Below are 16,374 nucleotides of genomic sequence, written 5' to 3'. Positions count from 1 at the left end.
TTTTATACCACCCCGGATTGCTTGGGGGGGGGTTATTTCCGCCCTTGTGCCTAGTTTGCGGTTGGGGGGGGGGGGCGGTTCCCGGGCCGCCGGCGCGGTGTTTCTACTTGAGGGCGACCGGGGTCAGCTTGCCGTCGACCTTCTGCCACTCAAATACGACGAACCCGGGCTGCTTGATATCCCCCTTGTCGTCATAGGAGATCGAACCGAGCACCGTCGAGATACCGGCGCCGGAATGAAGATAATCGGAAACGGCCTTTGGATCGTCGGCCTTGGCTTTGGCGATAGCCTCGGCAAGAATCTGCGTTGCCGCGTAGGCGTAGAGGGTCACTGCTTCGGTGGGCACGTTTTTGGCCCTCAGATCGGCGACGGCATCCTTGGCTTCTGCAAACGTTGCCGGGTCGGGGAACGACGTCATCAGGGTTCCAACAGCACCATCACCGCCGATGGCGCCGAATTCGCTGTTGGAGATGCCGTCACCGCCCATCAGGATCGCGGTGACGCCCTGATCGTGCATCTGGCGCACAATCAGTCCAGCCTCCGTGTGCTGACCGCCATAGTAGACGAGGTCGGCGCCCGATTGCTTGATCCTTGTGACGAGAGGGCTGTAGTCCTTCTCGCCCGGGTTGACCTCCTCATGGAGAACCTCCTTGCCGCCGCCGGCGTTATAGGCCTTGGCCATTTCGTCGGCGAGGCCTTTGCCCGCCGTCGACTTGTCGTCGACAATCGCTATCTTCTTGTTCTTGAAACGGTCGAGAACGAATTTGGCGGCGATGGAGCCTTGCTGATCATCGCGCCCGCACGCCCTGAAGGCATTCCACAGGCCGCGCTCCGTCACCATCGGGTTGGTGGCAGTCGGCGTCACGAACAGAACGCCATTCTCGGCATAGACCTCGGAAGCGGGAATGGTGACGCCGGAATTATAGTGCCCGACAACGTAGTGAACGCCATCAGCGACGAATTTGTTGGCGACCGAAACGCCCTGCTTCGGGTCGGAGACATCGTCACCGATCGACACGGCAAGCTTTTGTCCAAGAACGCCGCCATTGGCGTTGATGCGTTCAACGGCGATCTCGACACCGACGCGGTACTGTTCTCCATAGGCGGCGTTCGGCCCCGACATCGGGCCGGCGACGCCGAACACAATATCAGCCCTGGCCGCACCAACAGCCGCAGTCATAAGGGCAGCAGTCATCATCTGCACGATCATGCGCATTTTATTCCCCTGTTTTTTAGAGAAAGGCGGGCTTTTCCCGCCGCTTCAGGCGTCAGTTCACAAAGTGAAGCTTGTTGAACCGGCGCCGGAATGCCGTGACATCTGCCGCGACTTGTTCGCTGGCGTCATTGCCGCGCAGTCCTCTGGCGATGAGAGCCGCGAGTGCCGGCATGTCGTCTTCGGTCATGCCCCAGCGGACGATCTCGGGCGTACCCAGGCGCAACCCGTTCATGTCGCCGTCGACAGCGTCTATGGGCAAGCCGATGCCGCAGGTCAGGATGTTGGCCAGCCGCAATTTCCTTGCCGCCGCCTGGCCGCCGCCAAACTCGGCTGCCTCGAGGGCGAACTGATGCGATGTCGTGTAGCCCTTGCCGGTCGAAAAAACCGGCAGGCCGCGATCGGCAAGGCTTTCGGCCAACGCCTTTGCGGTCCGCGCCATCGTCGCGGCGTAGGCCTTGCCGTGGTCTTTCCAGTCTAGAAGTGTGATCGCCAAGGCAGCCGACTTGGCGGCATCGAAGTTGGCGGTCATGCCTGGAAATGCGATCCTGTCGAGCTTTTCGGCAACGACCGCATCGTTGGTGACGATCAGCCCGGACGCCGGACCGCCGAGACTTTTGTAGGTGCTCATCGTCATCAGATGAGCCCCTTCCTGCAAGGGCTGTTGCCACGCGTCTCCGGCAATCATGCCGCACAGATGGGCCGCATCGAAGAGAACAAGCGCACCGACCTCGTCGGCGATCTCCCGTATCTCACGAATGGGATGGGGCAGCAGGTTGAGGCTGCTGCCGATCGTTATCATCTTCGGCCTTATTGATCTGGCCAGGTCGCGCAATTTGCCGACGTCAACGGTGTAGCTGTCGGCATCGACTGGAGCGGTGTGGATATCGAGCCCGTAGAGCCCGGCGCAGCCGGCCATATGATGGGTTACATGGCCTCCGATCGCCGGCGACGGGACAATGACGCTGTCGCCCGGCCTGGCTGCAACCATGAACGCATAGAGATTGGCGATCGCGCCGGAAGGTACCCGGATCTCGGCATAGCTGGCGCCGAAAACGTCGGCCGCCAGCTCGGCCGCGATCACCTCGATCTGCTCGACACCCTCCAATCCCATCTCATATTTGTCGCCGGGGTAGCCAAGCGACGGGCGCGACCCCAGGCCGGAAGCGAGTGCGGCTTCGGCCTTCGGGTTCATCACATTGGTCGCCGGGTTGAGGTTGATGCAGTCGGCCTCGTGGATCGAACGGTTCAGCTCGATGCCCCTTTTGACTGCCGCCATGACGGCATCGGTCTTCTGAGCGCTCGTCTTCTGCGCCAACTGCTGGGCAAACTCGTCGCAATGCGATGGAACCCAGGGCCTGCGAGCGAGAGCGACCATCGATGCCTCCTTTGCCAACCGGCGGACAATACGGCTGTGAATGGAGCCTAAGGTGGAGCCGTCGGTCGGCATGGCGCAAGCGAGTAGTTCTAGCGCCTAGGCTTAGAAAAACTAGGTCTACCCTCCCCGCCCCTATTTTGAGGGTCGCTTCCATCCAGACATCGAAGGCCATGTGCCGGCGACGACAGCGCCTTGGTCCTGTTCCGCAAGCCGGTCCTGCTCCAGCGACGCTCGCCTGGCTTCATCCGGCCGGGTGATGTGCGTCCACGAGTCGTCATAGCCCGGCTCGCGGCGTGCGATCCAGGCATCCAGCCCTTCGCGCAGATCAGCGGTCGGGGCCATGCGGGCGAACTGCTCGGCCTCGACAGCCAAGCCTTCGGCGATGCTCTGGTTGAGGCCGCGCGTCACTGCCGTGAGGATGCTGGCGATCGCCAGATCGGAGTGCCGCAGGATACGCCTGGCCAGGCCGATCGCGGCCGGCATCAACTCGGCATGCGGCACAACCTCGTTGACGAGACCCAGCTCAAGCGCCCGCGGCGGCGCAAACCAGTCGCCGGTCAACAGCAGTTCGAGCGCCCGCTTGCGCCCGGCGAGCCTGGGCAGGCGTTGGGTTCCGCCAAAGGTCGGCGGCATTGCAAGGCTGATTTCCGGCTTGGCGAACAAAGCGCGGTCGCTGGCGATGGCCAGCGGCACCGCCTCGGTGATTTCGCAACCGCCACCAAAGGCAATGCCGTTGACGGCAGCGATGACGGGTTTGCGAAACGCTTCCAGCCTCGCCGTCAGCCGTTGCCCGCGCATGACGAAGTCCCGCATCGCGACATCGACGCCGACCGCCACGCTTGCCGAGAACTCATGAATGTCGCCGCCGGCCGAAAACGCCCGCTCCCCTGCTCCGGTCAGAATGATTGCGCGGACGCTGTCATCGACTTCAATGTCGTCGAGGATCGCAAGCAGGCGATCGATCAGGGCATAGTTCAGCGCGTTGAGCTTCTCCGGCCGGTTGAGGGTGAGGATGGCAATCCCATCCCGGGTTTCGCTAAGGACAAGATCGGTCATTGGCTCTTCCTTCTTCATCATGCTGATGACCGGAAGACTATGCCTCTTTCCGCTTGTGTATATTCACTAGTCGGTATACCTAAGCTCATGCCTGACACGCAAAGTCCTACCCGCAAACGCATTGTCGATGCCGCGACCAGGCTCTTCTATGCCGAAGGAATCGGTCGCGTCAGCGTCGATGCCGTCGCAGAGGAAGCGGGTCTCACCAAGCGCACGCTCTACTACCATTTCAAGAGCAAGGACGACCTCATCGCCGCCTATCTCGATGGCCGCGACCAACCCAATCTGAAGCGGATGGCTGGCTGGTTCGATGCTGCCGAAGGCGGCGCGGATCGCAAGGTCGAGGCGATCTTCACCAATCTGGCGAGGTCCGCTCGTCACCCGAAATGGAAAGGATGCGGCTTCCTGCGCACGGCCGCCGAACTCGCCTCGATGCCCGGACATCCGGCGGTCAAGGTCGGCGCGCGGCACAAGCTGAATTTCGAAACATGGCTGGCCGGCGCCTTGTCGGACCATGGCGTCGGCGAGCCGCCCGCCTTGGCACGCGAGATCGTGCTTTTGATCGACGGCTGCTTTTCGATCATGCTGATCCACCGCAACCCCGATTACATCGAGGCCGCCGGCCGCGCCGCGGCGACGCTGGTGCGGGCGCGAATTTCAGGCAGCCCGGTCTAGAACCCGAAAGCCAGCCATGCGGTGCCGGCGGCCAGCGTTATCAGCGTCAACGGCAAGCCGACCTTGAAAAAAGCGCCGAACGACAGCGTCGTGCCGGCGGCGCGTGCCTGTTCGGCGACGATCAGATTGGCGACCGAACCCAGCAGCGTGAAATTGCCGGCCAGTGTCGAGCTCATGGCGACGACCAGCCAGGCGCGCTCGGGGTTTTCGAGGCCCGGTATGAAGGGCCGAAGCGCCAGCACGGCCGGGACATTGCTCATGATGTTGGAAAGCACCGCGGTGAAACCGGACAGGCGCCAGACGTCGCCCAGCCCGAGGTTCTTGGCCGAAGCGATCATGTCGGGCGAAAGAAGCGTCTTTTCGGCGCCGGCGACCACAACGAACAGGCCGGCGAACATGAACAGCAGCGGACCATCGATCTCGCGGTAGATGCGTTCCGGCTTGATGGCGCGGGTGAGCAAGAGGATGGCGCCGCCGATGAGTGCGGCCTTCGCGACAGGCACGCCGGCGAAGAAGGCGATTGCCAGTCCGATGCAGACCACCACCGCCTTCAGCACCTGCCCCTTGTGCATGCGGCCACGCGAGACTTCGGGCGTCAGTTGGACCGTGCGGGCAAATTCGGCCCGGTAGACGATGCGGATGATGACAACGGCCGCGACGAGGCCGAAAAGGGCGACCGGAGCCAGCGCTGCCGAAAAGGCCGGATAGGAAATGCCCGACAGCGCACCGATGACCATGTTTTGCGGATTGCCGGTGATGGTGGCGACGCTGCCGCAATTCGACGCGGTGGCGGTGGCGATCAGATAAGGGATCGGGTTGCGCTTGATCACACGGGTGACGTGGACGACGATCGGCGCCATGACGAGGCAGATGGCGTCGTTGACCAGGAAGGCGGACAACACGCCGGTCAGCAGCGTCACCATCACCAAAAGCATGAAGGGCGCGTGCGCGTGCTCGATGGCGATGGCGCCAAGGCCGCGAAAGGCGCCCGACACTTTCAGATGCGCCACCACGATCATCATGCCGAGCAGAAGCGTGATGGTGTCGAAATTGATCGCCCGGTAGGCATCCTCCATGCTGAGCGCGCCGATGGCGATCATCGCGGCCCCGCCGAGCAGCGCGATCCCTGCCCGGTCGAGCCGCAGGCCGGGGATGCGGCCGATGGCGACACCGGCGTAAGTCAAGATCAGGATCAGCAGTGCCGCCGCGCCCATCAATGTCATCGATAAGAAGTCCTGCCCTGTAGCGTGCCGCTGCCTGTCAGCCCCAATGGTCTGATTTGCGTGCCTGCTTTAGCGCGATGTCGAGATCGATGACAGACAGCCAGGCATGTTGTTGCGTCAAGCACCGCCCAAGGGATGACGTGCCGCTAACGCAGATAGAAATCCAGCCGCTGCCGCAGTGCCTGCGGTGAAAACAGCTGCTCGACGGTCTGCCGTGCCTTGAGGCCCACTGCCGCCCGCAGCGCCGGATCGGCTTTGAGATCGGCCAGGATCCGTGCCGCCTGGTGCGTCGTTTCGAACAAGAAACCATTTTCGCCATGCCTGATATGGTCGGAATAGCCTCCATATGAATGGCAGACCACGGGCAACCCGCAGGCCATCGCCTCGAACACGACGCGACCGAAGGTTTCGACATGCCAACCGGTGCGATAATAAAACACGTCGAGCGTCTGCAGAAACTCTTCGGCGGAAAATCGGCCGGGTGGCAACAGCTCGAGTTGCGGATGCGGCATGAGGCTGCCCTTGAGCCCTGTCCCTCCCTGAATCCGCAAGGCTGTACCTTCGGCCAGCAATGTCTCGTAAAGGGGTATGTCATCGGGATGATGTTTGCCCGGCCCATCGCGGCTCAAGCGTCCGACGATGAACGGACGATCCGAATCCAGGCGCCATGGTGAAAAACGTTCGATCTCGATCGGAGAGGGGTGCACGGTGCCGTCGATTTGGAGCAATCGCTTCTGAAAGTCGGAAACAAGCACTATCTCGGCGGCGGGCCATCCCAAGCTCCGAGGCATGCGCGTGGTGAGGTTGAGAACCTTCGGATGAAGGGTGTTGAAGTCGTAAATCAGCCGGCGCGGCCGCGGGATCAGGTAAGGCCACACCTTGTTGCGCCAATGCGCTCCGAGAAAAACGTAAGTGCCGCCATCCGGAACTTTTCGCGTAAGCGGGGAAATACGACGTATCGGGAATTGCCGCATTAATTCACCTGAAGCGCGCGATGACGCAGCCCAAAGGCGCACCTCCGAATCGGCGCTCAACAGCCGATAGAGTTCCAAGGTCTTGAGGTCACTGCCACCGAAAGGATCCTGAAAGCCGTTGAACAAATGGATCATAATAGCTGTGCTTACCTGACCGTTCCCGCCATTGTTCGCCGGCGTCAAAAATCATGATCGCACGTCGGCCGTGACCCTTGGAAACTTAGGAGTGAGAACTGTTTCTGCCGACAACGAAACATCGCCAACGCGGGGGAGTATACCGGTAAGCGGTTGCAGTCCATGGCCTATCGAGCCGGCATGCTATCCCTAAAGATGGGAATCCCGGCATATGACTGTAAGCATTGAAGCGTAGAGAAAGCGGCCTGCGTCGATTTCGAGAGCTTCCCGATCAGCCGTCCGCAAGTTTATGCCATCAATGCACGGTGGCGACCCCGGGCGCAGGCGCCGGAGACGTTCCGGCCGGATCGAAGCTGACTTGATCGCGTCCGTTCGACTTGGCCGTGTAAAGCCTTTTGTCGGCAGCGGAGAAGATTTCCTCATAGGTGATCGGGCCGGTGAAGCTTGTGCCGCCGATGCTGACGGAAAGCGGACAAGGCCTGCCGCCGGGTGAGAATTCCATCTCCCTGATACGCCGGCGGATGCTTTCGGCAACCACCCAGGATTGCGAGGGATCCACGCCGGGCAGAAACACGCCGAATTCTTCGCCGCCGATGCGGCCGACGATATCGCCCCCACGAAGTTGCCCCTTGATCGCCTGCGCTATCAGTTTGAGCGCCTGATCGCCGCAGTCATGGCCCAGGCGGTCATTGATCAACTTGAAGTGGTCGGCGTCGATGATCAGCAGCGCGCCCGAACGGGTCTGTTCCTGCTTTCGGGTCTGCTCGAGATAAGCTTCGACCAGCATCGAGAAAGCGCCACGGTTCAGCACCGCCGTCAGGCTGTCGGTCGCGGCGATGACGCTGAGGTCGCGCTGCGCGATGGCCAGCTGGCGAATCTTCCACATCAGGAAAAACAAAAAGGAGCCGCCCAGCACCAAAGGCAGCATCAGGTCGGTCATCTGCGCCCGCCACACGGCCTCGGGCGAAAGATAGGGAAAATTGAAGGAATCGACGAAGAACGCCACGGCAATGAAGAATGCCGTACCGACTGCCGTGACAGCGATCACCCTGCCCCAGCTCGTCGGCGACAGATCGAGCTTCATCGCGTTCAACTCCGTTAGCCGTCGCTACTATGACGCACCAACCCCAACAAATTGATAAGACTTTCCCTCCAATTCGATATCGGGCGGCGGAACCAACCCGCCGGCCCTGTCGATGACTTGCGACAGACGCCACAAGACGGCCGCTGGAAAGCAGCCATCCTGTTTCAGAGCTTGAAGGCGTGGGCCAATTGCCGGCCGAGCAAGGGCAAAACGGCGCGCGAAGCCAGACCGCTCGTCGTCAGTTGAGCGTCGGCTCACTCAGCGCATCGACGACAAAGGATGCCGCGATCAGGTCGTCGGCATCGAGGCGCAGGGAGCCTCCGTCGCCTCCCATGGCTGAAGCCACTTTTTGAAAGGTCTTCATTTCATATTCCGTGATCCGGGCGTCCTGCATCCTGGCCTTGAGGTCGGCGATGCGCCGATCCAGAGCCGAAGATATGCCTATTTCTCGCTTCGACATGGCAACACTCCTCCCCACCCTTGTTTGCCTCCCGCCTGTCCACTTTTATATGAGGGTCCGCGAATACAGCGGGCCGAACGCGCCGTGCGCGGGAAGGTTCCGAAAAGGCAGAGTAACGAAATAATACGCTGGCCCCAGCCGACTGCCCGGCCACGCTAAATCCCCTCATCACCATGATAGAGCTGAACAGCTTGCGGTATTTACCGCTGTCGTGGCGTTCCTGGATGGAAAGAGGTGATTCCGTGACTTGCTATATAAGGCATAGCTAATCCTTGACGCCAGCCGGATGCCGCCCCAGAATCAGAAGCATGGCAATAAAGGTCGGCGACGAAGTGGCGGTCATGGCGACGGTGCTGAAGCGCGTCACGGAAGACCGCGTCAGCGTGTCGATCCCCGGTTACGATTTTTCGCATTCGGTCATTGGTCCAGCGACCAAGCTGACCGAGGGCCAGCCGATGGAATTATCCGGCGACGTTACGCAGATCGAGGGCGACAAGGTCACGGTGTCGTTCGGACAATGGTCACCGTGGGTCTGGACAAGGTGCACCTGGTGCAAAGCCACCTCCCGCCGAAGCGAAGGGATCTGAGGATGTGAACACGCGAAGCTCCACCGTCTCAGGGATCCAGCCCCTTACGTCCCAGCAGTGCAGAGCCGCACGAGCGATGCTGAAATGGTCGCAGGTGCGACTCGCCGCGAAGTGCGGCCTTAGCGAAGGAACGATCGGCAGTTTCGAGAGCGGACGAAGGATTCCGAGCTCGGCCAAGCTGGCTGCCATCCGTCGAGGGTTGGAGGCAGCGGGCGTGGTTTTCATCGATCAGAAGGTTGCAAGGACCAAGAGCGGTCCGCCTCGTCAAACTATCGGCGGAACATAATTTAGATATCGCTGTTAGATCCCAAACGGGAGGCGCGCGATGTTCAAAGGTGAAATCGGCATTGTTTCGGACTGGTCGAAATTGGTGGCAGACGATCCTCTGATCGCCGCCGATATTGCCCAGCGTCTTTCTCTGCTCGCTTGCAATGACAACACTCCCGCTGCCGCCGACGGCCCGTCGCCCGGCACCGAAACATTTCGAAATCCCCACTTTGCCGGCCTCGCGACACCCGCCGAATATCCTCGCCCGATCGTGCTTCTAGCCACGATCTATGCGTCGACGGTCCTGGGGGTAACGCTGCTTCTGGCGGCGGCGGTTTGAGCGCACGAGGCCTGGTGACGCTCTCTGAAAGCCCATGTCTCTGGTATAAACCGTGACCTATGTGTCCGGAACGGACCCGAAAGGCTTTGGCGATCCCGACAGGATTCGAACCTGTGACCATCGGCTTAGAAGGCCCGAAGCCAACCGCGTAATTCTGCGGGTTTTCGGGTTTCCAACTGTAAACGGGACCCGCTGAGCCATTGGATAATTCGGTTCTGCTGTAAACCGTTCAGCGGCTTTGGCCGAGGACGCTGGACCTTGGCAGAATGGGGTGACGGGGCAGAAGGGGGTGACGGCCGCCGCCCGCTCACCATTCCTAACCGGCGGTTACGCCGTCACACGTTCAAGCGCATGGTTCACCGCCCAGCGGGCCAATCTGCCGTACTCGGCGCGGTCATGTCCTTTGTACTTGCCCTCCCCGAGCCACTGCGGGATCAAGTCGCCCTGCGACGCGAAATGCTCAACATGGACAACGGTGATGCGGTCGTCCTCATAGGCGATCTCGTTGACCTCCCGCATCTGACTTCCGCGCACCTCCGAGAGGAGCCCGCGTGCTTGACGGACGTAGTTTTGCTTGGTCCCCATACCGAACATGATCAGTAGTCTCGTTGCCTCGGACAGGTCCCCAAGAAACTCAGTCGCGCAGTTGCGCGCCACGTTCGATCCGAACGAGGTCGCCACGAACTTGTCCAGCATTCCTCCGCCGGAACCCTTCCATTCTCCTTCCAGATCATCATGGCGCTCGACACTGCAGCGGATGAGAGAGCCGAAGGGGAACAAGCCGTTGCTGTCCGCGATCATCCGATCGATGGCGGCAGTCTGGGAATCCCGCGTACTTCCTTTCACAAGCCCGACGTGAGCAAGGATTCGTCCGACATTGGGACGGTTGCCTTTGTACGCGATTTCGTCGTGAGGCATGCGATCCAGTGCTCCCGACTGAGTTTGTCCCTTAGAGAAACCTAGCACTGCGATGAGCGCGTTCGGATTGCCCCATGCGAGAGGGTTGGCTGTGATGCGCCAGCTCTGTTCCTGGCGCTGTGTCCGGTCGAAGACCACGGGCGTGTTCCCGTAGCACGCGGTGCAATTTATACGTCCATGAGCAGGCAGGCAGCCCATCCGGCGGTCCCCTTCGATTCCTCCTGTGAGGACGATACGTCCACGATGCCGGCCACATGTGCAAGATGCCGGCTTCATGTGCAAGATGTGTGAAAACTCGCAGCAATCCAGTGCCTATGTGCCAAATCTTGGGTCCACGACGGACCGCACTGCAGCGCCTCTGGGCTCTTGGCGGCTGCAGGTCCTCCCACACCCGCACCGCTCCAGAATTAGTCCTGGAGCGGACGGAACTTGGACGTCGCGCCCATTGATGTACAAGGCGCCACGTTTTCACGCGTTTCCAAGGATTCCGCGCATTCCCAAGGCTTCAGGGTGGATCGAATCCCTGACCTTCGAGGTTGGCACCCGGCAGTAAATGGGTAGTATGGCGGATGGGATTCGGTGTCCGAGCAGGACCCGGGGAGGCATCCGCAGATCGTAACGTGACCGCCCTTCCGTCATGAGCCTTTGGCTCGTGATTAACGCTCGGATATCGCGTGCCCGGCATTCTAATAAAGTGTAACACCTCCCGATGCTCTCGACAGGACCTGCCACCTACGCTTTCATCGCTGATTTCGCGTCGGAAGTTCTCCAGGAGCGATATGCTAGGTTCCAAGAGGACCTCGGATATGACCACTTCGATTCCTTCTTTGACTCAAAGGCGGAATGGCATCCCGAGTTCGCAGAATTGAGACCGTCCACCCGCGCCAAACTCCGTCAGGTCTTGTTTCGGATCCTGCGCGAGGCTGATCTTTTGTCGCCCTCTGGAACAATCATGAGGACCCTGCTCTCCCCCGCCCTGCAGGACTCGATCATCGCACACGATCCCAAGGAGCTGCGCTTCTTTGCCGGCGCATCCGGTTGTCGGCATGAAGCCGCGCGAACTGGCGTCGACGGCATCGGAGCCAACACGCGTTTCAACGACTTCATATTGCATAAGGCTTGCAGCCCTCATCTAAAGTACAACTTTTTGGCGAATGTTGCTGGGCGGGTCGATCACTTGGTCCCAGCGGCCACGGGCCATGCTTCGAAGTGCTAGCCGACCACTGTTTCGATCTGGAACCCGTCAAGTTCAAATGTCTCGATACGCGAGTCCGTAGCCGGAATCTGAACGCGCCGACCGCTTCTCCAGAGGCGCAATAGCGGGTCAGTGGCGTGTCTTGCTTTAAGGCAACGTCTCAATAGGTCGTACCAAGACATCCAGGCTGCCCGGTTGTCCTGTGGCTCTCCGCCCGAGAACTTGGCAGCGTTACGCGTGAGCACGAAAAGACACATCGACTGGGCACCTCCAGCGATTTCCTTTGCAACACCTAGTCGCAAGGCCCGCTCTTCACCGCTTAAACCATCACAATAGCGCGACACGATTTCGATCCAGTTATTGCCTTCCCTTGTAAGATTTTTCTGGCGGCTTGCACGTTCGGATAGGGAATTCTCGAAGGAATCCTGCCATTTTAACTGAAAGACGGCCATGGTTCCGGCCGCGCGATCTAGAATGACAGCGTCAACATCGGTCAGATCGCGACGCCCCCGGCGGAGCCGATGTGGCCTTTCGGGCATGTAAAAACGTGGCTCAGGAAACAGCTCACTTAAGTTGCGTCGAAATGTTGCCTCACGTGCATTGACAGCCCGATCCCAGTCTCGACGAAACGTTCGCTGAAGTTTGCGCGTAGTCCAGGGGAATGGATTGTTAAGACCACCGAAGACTGGTTTGTGCCAGCATTGATCTCCTCCTCTGATCAACAGCGCCTGAGGGCAATCGGGTATTGATCTTAGATGCGCTGCATCGACTGGAGACATCCCTATCATCTCCAGCATCATCGAGGCCTCTCTATCTTTCAGGCCGAGGAGTCCACCCCATTGATCGCGTAGCTCATGGTCGAAAGAAAAAATGGTCAGGATATCTCTGGGTGCTGGGGGGGTCGGGCGGGCGAGCAGCGTGTCGACAAACGCGGAATGTTTTAGACAGCGGGCCATTCCAGAAACAATCGCGGTCCGATACTGGCCAAAGGTAAGTGGCCCGATCTTGCTGTCATCCGGCAAACTGTCGTTGCCCGGCAAGCTCCGTGCTCTTAGTTCTGCATAGGTTTCGAAGTACTCTTCCAGTTCTCGGGAGGACGAGTATTTTATGTCGAACGTCGCATCTAACTCGACGCGTCTTTCGAGTTCTTGGATAACCCAAGCTCCTCTATCCGCCTCCAGTGCGTCCAGAAATGGCCGATCAGATTTTTTCAAATGTCGAGTGTACCAAACGATGGCTTGGCGATCGACGGCTTCTAAGTCGCCTGCAAGGACCACGAAACGAATCGCACCAGACGCCGTCACTTCGAGAGTGGCGAGTTCATAGCGCACCAGATCGACAAGGCGCCGAAGGTGCGAAACAAGACCCGAGCGATAGAGTAGACCGCTAGCCCAGAGGGATCGACTATCGCTTGTTCGCGCCCACATCGTTCCAGGGCCGAGCATTCCATCCGGCAGAAAAAGCGAGAGTGCGCGGCTGGCACCAAGCCAACAAATGTCGAGGTAGCTGGGAAGATCGGAAACTCGATGGTTAGGTGCAAAAGCCCGAAAATAGCCCACCGAGTCGACGGCTCGGATGATTTCGAGAAGCGCAGACCGCTCTGAGCCCTTGACTTGCTGCCTAAGCGTCTGTTCACCCGCTTCGATCCTGGATAGCAGTTGGGTCAACTTTTCCTGTGCCGCACTTCCAGAAATGGCCATTGTTCTGCTGGTCCAATGCGATCTTCACGATCCAGTCTCAAGTAGCAAAAGTTCTGCTGCACCCAGACGCTGCTAGGTCACTGAACTTCCGTCTCCGCTAGCGCCGCCTTTGCGACACCCGGAAATTCAAACCCCGCCTGCTGCATCCTCTCCAGCATGTACTTGAGGGCATTTCGTTCGGGAGCGGGCAGCCGGATGTCACCACGTGTGAGTCGCCGCAAAGCGGCGTCGGACTTCGGCGTCAGAAGGCGCCTTGCCCTTGCGAATGTCAGATAGGGCTCAGCGTCCTCAAGCATGGCGGCAATTGCGCGATCGATATCGATGTCCGCGTCGACTCTTTTCGCCGCTATGGCCTGCTTCCGCCCCCGCTCGGCTTCGGTGTGGTTAACGACAAAGCCTTCGAGTGAGCTGGCGAAGCTGTATCTGGATCCCGAAACAGCCGCCCAGCAAGCCTGCAGCTTGCAGTAACTGTCGATATTTCGGACCTGAGGCGGGGCGTCCTTCAAGGTAGCCGCAACCTGCGGCGCAAGCTCGCGCATCGCGGCCCCGATCTCCTCGGGAAGTTCCTGTCGCTGCCAGATGATATTGAGGTCGAGTTCGAGGTCCTGGCTCTGGAGGTGATGGACAAGCCAGGCGATTGTGTATGTCACAATCTGGACCTTGTAGCCTCGATCTTCCTTATACCAGGCCGACGTGCCGACCATCCTGTCGGTCCAGTTGAATGCAATAGCCTTGGCGACAGCTCTACGAAACCAATGCGCGTTGAAGGTCGCTTCTGAAGTTACCCACACCTTGCCAATCGTCTCGGCAAATTCAAGAAAACACTTCTGACCATGACGGCTGACAATGTGAGGCCGGCAGTCGAATGTGACCTCAACTTTGGCAAGCTCGGTCTTGTCAATGAACTGGTCGCGGGGAAATTCGAGTTCGAACCGACGGCGCTCGGCCGGCGTGCCATAGGCCAGTCGGTCACGGTACTGGCCGCGGGCACGCTCATAGAACCACTTGGATCCTGAAAGCGATCCTGGCTTCGCCGGCGTGGTCTGGCGGCGGGAAATCTTTTCAAGCACGAGATGAACGGGGTGGCTGGCGAAGAAATCGGCCTCGCTGACCTTGTTCTGGGTGTTTGCGAACCGGGAAATCTTTGGAACGATCTCCTCCAGCCGATCGGGATTCACGACGGACAGTTTCATCTGGATGAAGACGCCCGCCAAGTCTGCCTTTCGCTGGTCGCTTGCGTAGAGGATCGAAGCTGTCGTCTGCCCGCCATTCACGATCTGGAGATTCTCGATCGCGGCAATCCCCAGCGTGCCATCCGGTAGCTTCGACGTAGTGATACCCGACGCGGTCGCCGTCAGCCCGTTGTTGTAGGCGAAGAACATCTCGGGGACCGTCTCGAGGGTCTTGATGATCCCTGAATTCACCTTCGTCTTCGCCTGCAGAAACGTTCGAACGTTCTGCTCAAGAAGGCGTGCGCCGTAGAGCCCATAGATGTCAGCAAGAAGCCGCCCCGGAACGGCCATCAGATAGGAGGCGTGGTCGCCACCGATGTCATGAGCGGGCAGGCACGGAAGGGGCGCGCCGTTCAGTTCGGCCACGTTGATCTCGATGGGCTCGGCGCCTCCGTGAGCGGCTGAAATGTCAATGTACCGCGCGAAATCGAGGACGCTGCAGACAAACGGTACGCCAAGCACTTCGCCGGTCATTTCCGGCTTCCGCCGTGTCGACAGGCGGGCGTTGGAAAGAGCTACTGCCCGGATTCTCCGGATCGCCGAGCGGTGGGAATGGACTATCCACGCAGCCTCGAAGGTTGGGCTCGTTTCCTCCAGCCCGTTGATGAAGGCCGGCTGTACAGCGAGCTCGCAGAAGCGGCGCACCCGCTCGAACAGCGCGTCGATCTGGGCGGCGTTGAGGGTTTCAAGCTGGCGGCCAGGTCGGAAGTCGGAGATGGCCAGGTAGAGGTCGCCGCGTTCAGTCTCCAGTGCATAGCCATCGATCTGATATCCGCCTCGGCCCTCTCGATGGGCCGGCGCGTAGGCGAGATCGAGACAGTCCCCGTTCTGTGTGGCGAGACTCGAATACAGCTGGAAGAACGCCCGTCCCTGGGGTTCAGCGGATGCTTCCGCCTCGAAGAGAAGATCATCCCAGAAGGCCGAGAACGCCTCGTCGAGATCGGGGCTGCTCATGCGAACACCTGGTCCATGGCAGCGTCAAAATCGACGGCGAAGGCCCCGCACTCCCGGAGAGCGATGTCATAGCGTACGTTCTGGACGCCCGACGGCAGCATCGCAGGAATAATACGTGGAAACCGCTCAGTGACCTCAAAAGCCCGGCGGTAGGTGGCGACCCAGCACATCTCGTCGTATTCATCGCGATTGACGTAGCCCAGGGCTTCGAGCGCCGTTTCGAAAGCATCCCGGCCGACGTCGCCAATATCCTCCAACTGCGCCGTGATCTCGCTGACGAGTGAATTCAGGGTGAAGCTCCCCGGCGCGGCGGTCGGTGCGGGCGCCAGAGTCTGGTGACAGATCAACAGCCGGGCTGATCCAGCATCAAGCTGGGCCTCCGACGAGACTTGCAGCCGTTGATCTGAGGTCGAAAGCTGGGTCTTGATTTCGACCTGCCAGTGCCCCAGGGCGAAATCCTGTTCATCGCGATGGGCTCCTCGCCAGGACAGAGCCGCCTGGGTTGGCTTTCGCCGCGGGAGGATCTCATCGCGGAGAAACAGCAGTTCGCCGGCTAGGCCGATGGCCTCGGAATCGGACAGCAGGTCGTCACGCCTGCGCCGGAGCAGGTCATGCCATGACCGCAGCCTGCGCAGCACGAGCTTCAGGCCTGCGAAGTTGTCGCCCCTCGCCACACCGGCCGTCGCCTTGAGCAGGTGATCTGCAAGATCCCGGAACAGGTCGAACTGATTCCGGTCCAGAAGAGTCAGAACAAGCCGCACCCTGTCCGATGGAAGCTTCTCAAGCCGCACCTCAATGCCGTTGAGGCGCGGCAGATCGGGCAAACCTTCTGCTGCAGTCTCCGCCGCAAGCGACAGCAGGTAGCGGCCTGCGAAATCCCGGCCCCGGAAGAACTCAAGGGGATGTCCGGCGTCGGCACGGCGCACGTTGTCCGACGCTGGGCCGATTGCGGCGGCGATATCCTTCCATTCGTCGACCGTCAC

Annotated in this window: 16 protein-coding genes and 1 tRNA gene; 5 read left to right on the top strand and 12 right to left on the bottom strand. The window is 60.2% G+C overall.

Annotated elements, in window-relative coordinates:
• Positions 1-103 precede the first annotated feature (103 nt).
• The 3 genes from NKH06_RS22100 to NKH06_RS22090 all read right to left on the bottom strand — a co-directional run bounded on the left by NKH06_RS22100 (position 104) and on the right by NKH06_RS22090 (position 3,647).
• Entirely contained in the window at positions 104-1,210 is a 1,107-nt protein-coding gene (locus tag NKH06_RS22100; protein ID WP_352442210.1) for a branched-chain amino acid ABC transporter substrate-binding protein, read from the bottom strand.
• A 58-nt stretch (positions 1,211-1,268) separates the two neighbouring features.
• Positions 1,269-2,591 (bottom strand): serine hydroxymethyltransferase, encoded by a 1,323-nt coding sequence (gene glyA / locus NKH06_RS22095; RefSeq protein ID WP_352442206.1) that lies wholly within the window; start codon positions 2,589-2,591, stop codon positions 1,269-1,271.
• 132 nt (positions 2,592-2,723) lie between these two features.
• Positions 2,724-3,647, bottom strand: a complete 924-nt coding sequence (locus NKH06_RS22090; protein WP_352442205.1) for a crotonase/enoyl-CoA hydratase family protein — start codon at positions 3,645-3,647, stop codon at positions 2,724-2,726.
• A gap of 87 nt (positions 3,648-3,734) precedes the next feature.
• Here NKH06_RS22090 and NKH06_RS22085 point away from each other — a divergent pair, with 87 nt between their 5' ends.
• Entirely contained in the window at positions 3,735-4,322 is a 588-nt protein-coding gene (locus NKH06_RS22085) for a TetR/AcrR family transcriptional regulator (RefSeq protein ID WP_352442204.1), read from the top strand.
• Here NKH06_RS22085 and NKH06_RS22080 read toward each other — a convergent pair.
• The 4 genes from NKH06_RS22080 to NKH06_RS22065 all read right to left on the bottom strand — a co-directional run bounded on the left by NKH06_RS22080 (position 4,319) and on the right by NKH06_RS22065 (position 8,198).
• Positions 4,319-5,545, bottom strand: a complete 1,227-nt coding sequence (locus NKH06_RS22080; RefSeq protein WP_352676916.1) for an anion transporter — start codon at positions 5,543-5,545, stop codon at positions 4,319-4,321. The genes NKH06_RS22085 and NKH06_RS22080 overlap by 4 nt on opposite strands.
• Before the next feature lie 146 nt (positions 5,546-5,691).
• Positions 5,692-6,654, bottom strand: coding sequence for a glycosyltransferase family 4 protein (locus NKH06_RS22075; protein WP_352893984.1), 963 nt, complete (start codon positions 6,652-6,654; stop codon positions 5,692-5,694).
• A gap of 295 nt (positions 6,655-6,949) precedes the next feature.
• Positions 6,950-7,738 (bottom strand): GGDEF domain-containing protein, encoded by a 789-nt coding sequence (locus NKH06_RS22070; protein WP_352893982.1) that lies wholly within the window; start codon positions 7,736-7,738, stop codon positions 6,950-6,952.
• 238 nt (positions 7,739-7,976) lie between these two features.
• A complete protein-coding gene (locus tag NKH06_RS22065) occupies positions 7,977-8,198 on the bottom strand; it encodes a hypothetical protein (protein WP_023814103.1) in 222 nt (73 codons plus the stop codon).
• Positions 8,199-8,506: 308 nt separating this feature from the next.
• Here NKH06_RS22065 and NKH06_RS22060 point away from each other — a divergent pair, with 308 nt between their 5' ends.
• From NKH06_RS22060 to NKH06_RS22050, 3 genes are read left to right on the top strand one after another with little or no spacing between them, the layout of a single operon-like run.
• Complete coding sequence (locus NKH06_RS22060) at positions 8,507-8,785, top strand: hypothetical protein (protein ID WP_245273258.1); 279 nt, start codon at positions 8,507-8,509, stop codon at positions 8,783-8,785.
• A gap of 4 nt (positions 8,786-8,789) precedes the next feature.
• Positions 8,790-9,071 (top strand): helix-turn-helix domain-containing protein, encoded by a 282-nt coding sequence (locus tag NKH06_RS22055; protein ID WP_031213538.1) that lies wholly within the window; start codon positions 8,790-8,792, stop codon positions 9,069-9,071.
• A 39-nt stretch (positions 9,072-9,110) separates the two neighbouring features.
• Positions 9,111-9,392: a hypothetical protein gene (locus NKH06_RS22050; protein ID WP_023812589.1), complete on the top strand. Its 282-nt coding sequence runs from the start codon at positions 9,111-9,113 to the stop codon at positions 9,390-9,392.
• A gap of 87 nt (positions 9,393-9,479) precedes the next feature.
• Here NKH06_RS22050 and NKH06_RS22045 read toward each other — a convergent pair.
• Positions 9,480-9,582: transfer RNA gene (locus tag NKH06_RS22045), tRNA-OTHER, on the bottom strand.
• Between the two features lie 137 nt (positions 9,583-9,719).
• A complete protein-coding gene (locus NKH06_RS22040; protein ID WP_352893979.1) occupies positions 9,720-10,448 on the bottom strand; it encodes a hypothetical protein in 729 nt (242 codons plus the stop codon).
• Positions 10,449-11,019: 571 nt separating this feature from the next.
• On the opposite strand from NKH06_RS22040, the gene NKH06_RS22035 reads away from it, so the two are divergent.
• Positions 11,020-11,526 carry a BrxA family protein gene (locus NKH06_RS22035; RefSeq protein ID WP_352893978.1) on the top strand — a complete coding sequence of 169 codons (507 nt, stop codon included), beginning with the start codon at positions 11,020-11,022 and terminating at the stop codon, positions 11,524-11,526.
• Here the strand turns inward: NKH06_RS22035 and NKH06_RS22030 are convergent.
• From NKH06_RS22030 to NKH06_RS22020, 3 genes are all read right to left on the bottom strand, one after another.
• Complete coding sequence (locus NKH06_RS22030; RefSeq protein ID WP_352893977.1) at positions 11,523-13,205, bottom strand: hypothetical protein; 1,683 nt, start codon at positions 13,203-13,205, stop codon at positions 11,523-11,525. The genes NKH06_RS22035 and NKH06_RS22030 overlap by 4 nt on opposite strands.
• Positions 13,206-13,282: 77 nt before the next feature.
• Complete coding sequence (locus tag NKH06_RS22025; RefSeq protein WP_352893976.1) at positions 13,283-15,391, bottom strand: AIPR family protein; 2,109 nt, start codon at positions 15,389-15,391, stop codon at positions 13,283-13,285.
• Entirely contained in the window at positions 15,388-16,374 is a 987-nt protein-coding gene (locus tag NKH06_RS22020) for a PD-(D/E)XK motif protein (protein WP_352893975.1), read from the bottom strand. The genes NKH06_RS22025 and NKH06_RS22020 overlap by 4 nt, the downstream gene beginning before the upstream one ends.

The organism is Mesorhizobium sp. M1342 (genome assembly GCF_040317955.1).
Taxonomy (GTDB): Bacteria; Pseudomonadota; Alphaproteobacteria; order Rhizobiales; family Rhizobiaceae; genus Mesorhizobium.
The sequence above is the reverse complement of the archived record's forward strand: the minus strand, read 5'-3'. Positions and strand labels throughout refer to the sequence as shown.

Bases quoted from the DNA above. Each gene is read 5' to 3' on its own strand.
- NKH06_RS22100 (WP_352442210.1), bottom strand. From the start codon at position 1,210: ATGATCGTGCAGATGATGACTGCTGCCCTTATGACTGCGGCTGTTGGT.
- glyA (WP_352442206.1), bottom strand. From the start codon at position 2,591: ATGGTCGCTCTCGCTCGCAGGCCCTGGGTTCCATCGCATTGCGACGAG.
- NKH06_RS22090 (WP_352442205.1), bottom strand. From the start codon at position 3,647: ATGACCGATCTTGTCCTTAGCGAAACCCGGGATGGGATTGCCATCCTC.
- NKH06_RS22085 (WP_352442204.1), top strand. From the start codon at position 3,735: ATGCCTGACACGCAAAGTCCTACCCGCAAACGCATTGTCGATGCCGCG.
- NKH06_RS22080 (WP_352676916.1), bottom strand. From the start codon at position 5,545: ATGACATTGATGGGCGCGGCGGCACTGCTGATCCTGATCTTGACTTAC.
- NKH06_RS22075 (WP_352893984.1), bottom strand. From the start codon at position 6,654: ATGATCCATTTGTTCAACGGCTTTCAGGATCCTTTCGGTGGCAGTGAC.
- NKH06_RS22070 (WP_352893982.1), bottom strand. From the start codon at position 7,738: ATGAAGCTCGATCTGTCGCCGACGAGCTGGGGCAGGGTGATCGCTGTC.
- NKH06_RS22065 (WP_023814103.1), bottom strand. From the start codon at position 8,198: ATGTCGAAGCGAGAAATAGGCATATCTTCGGCTCTGGATCGGCGCATC.
- NKH06_RS22060 (WP_245273258.1), top strand. From the start codon at position 8,507: ATGGCAATAAAGGTCGGCGACGAAGTGGCGGTCATGGCGACGGTGCTG.
- NKH06_RS22050 (WP_023812589.1), top strand. From the start codon at position 9,111: ATGTTCAAAGGTGAAATCGGCATTGTTTCGGACTGGTCGAAATTGGTG.
- NKH06_RS22035 (WP_352893978.1), top strand. From the start codon at position 11,020: ATGCTCTCGACAGGACCTGCCACCTACGCTTTCATCGCTGATTTCGCG.
- NKH06_RS22030 (WP_352893977.1), bottom strand. From the start codon at position 13,205: ATGGCCATTTCTGGAAGTGCGGCACAGGAAAAGTTGACCCAACTGCTA.
- NKH06_RS22025 (WP_352893976.1), bottom strand. From the start codon at position 15,391: ATGAGCAGCCCCGATCTCGACGAGGCGTTCTCGGCCTTCTGGGATGAT.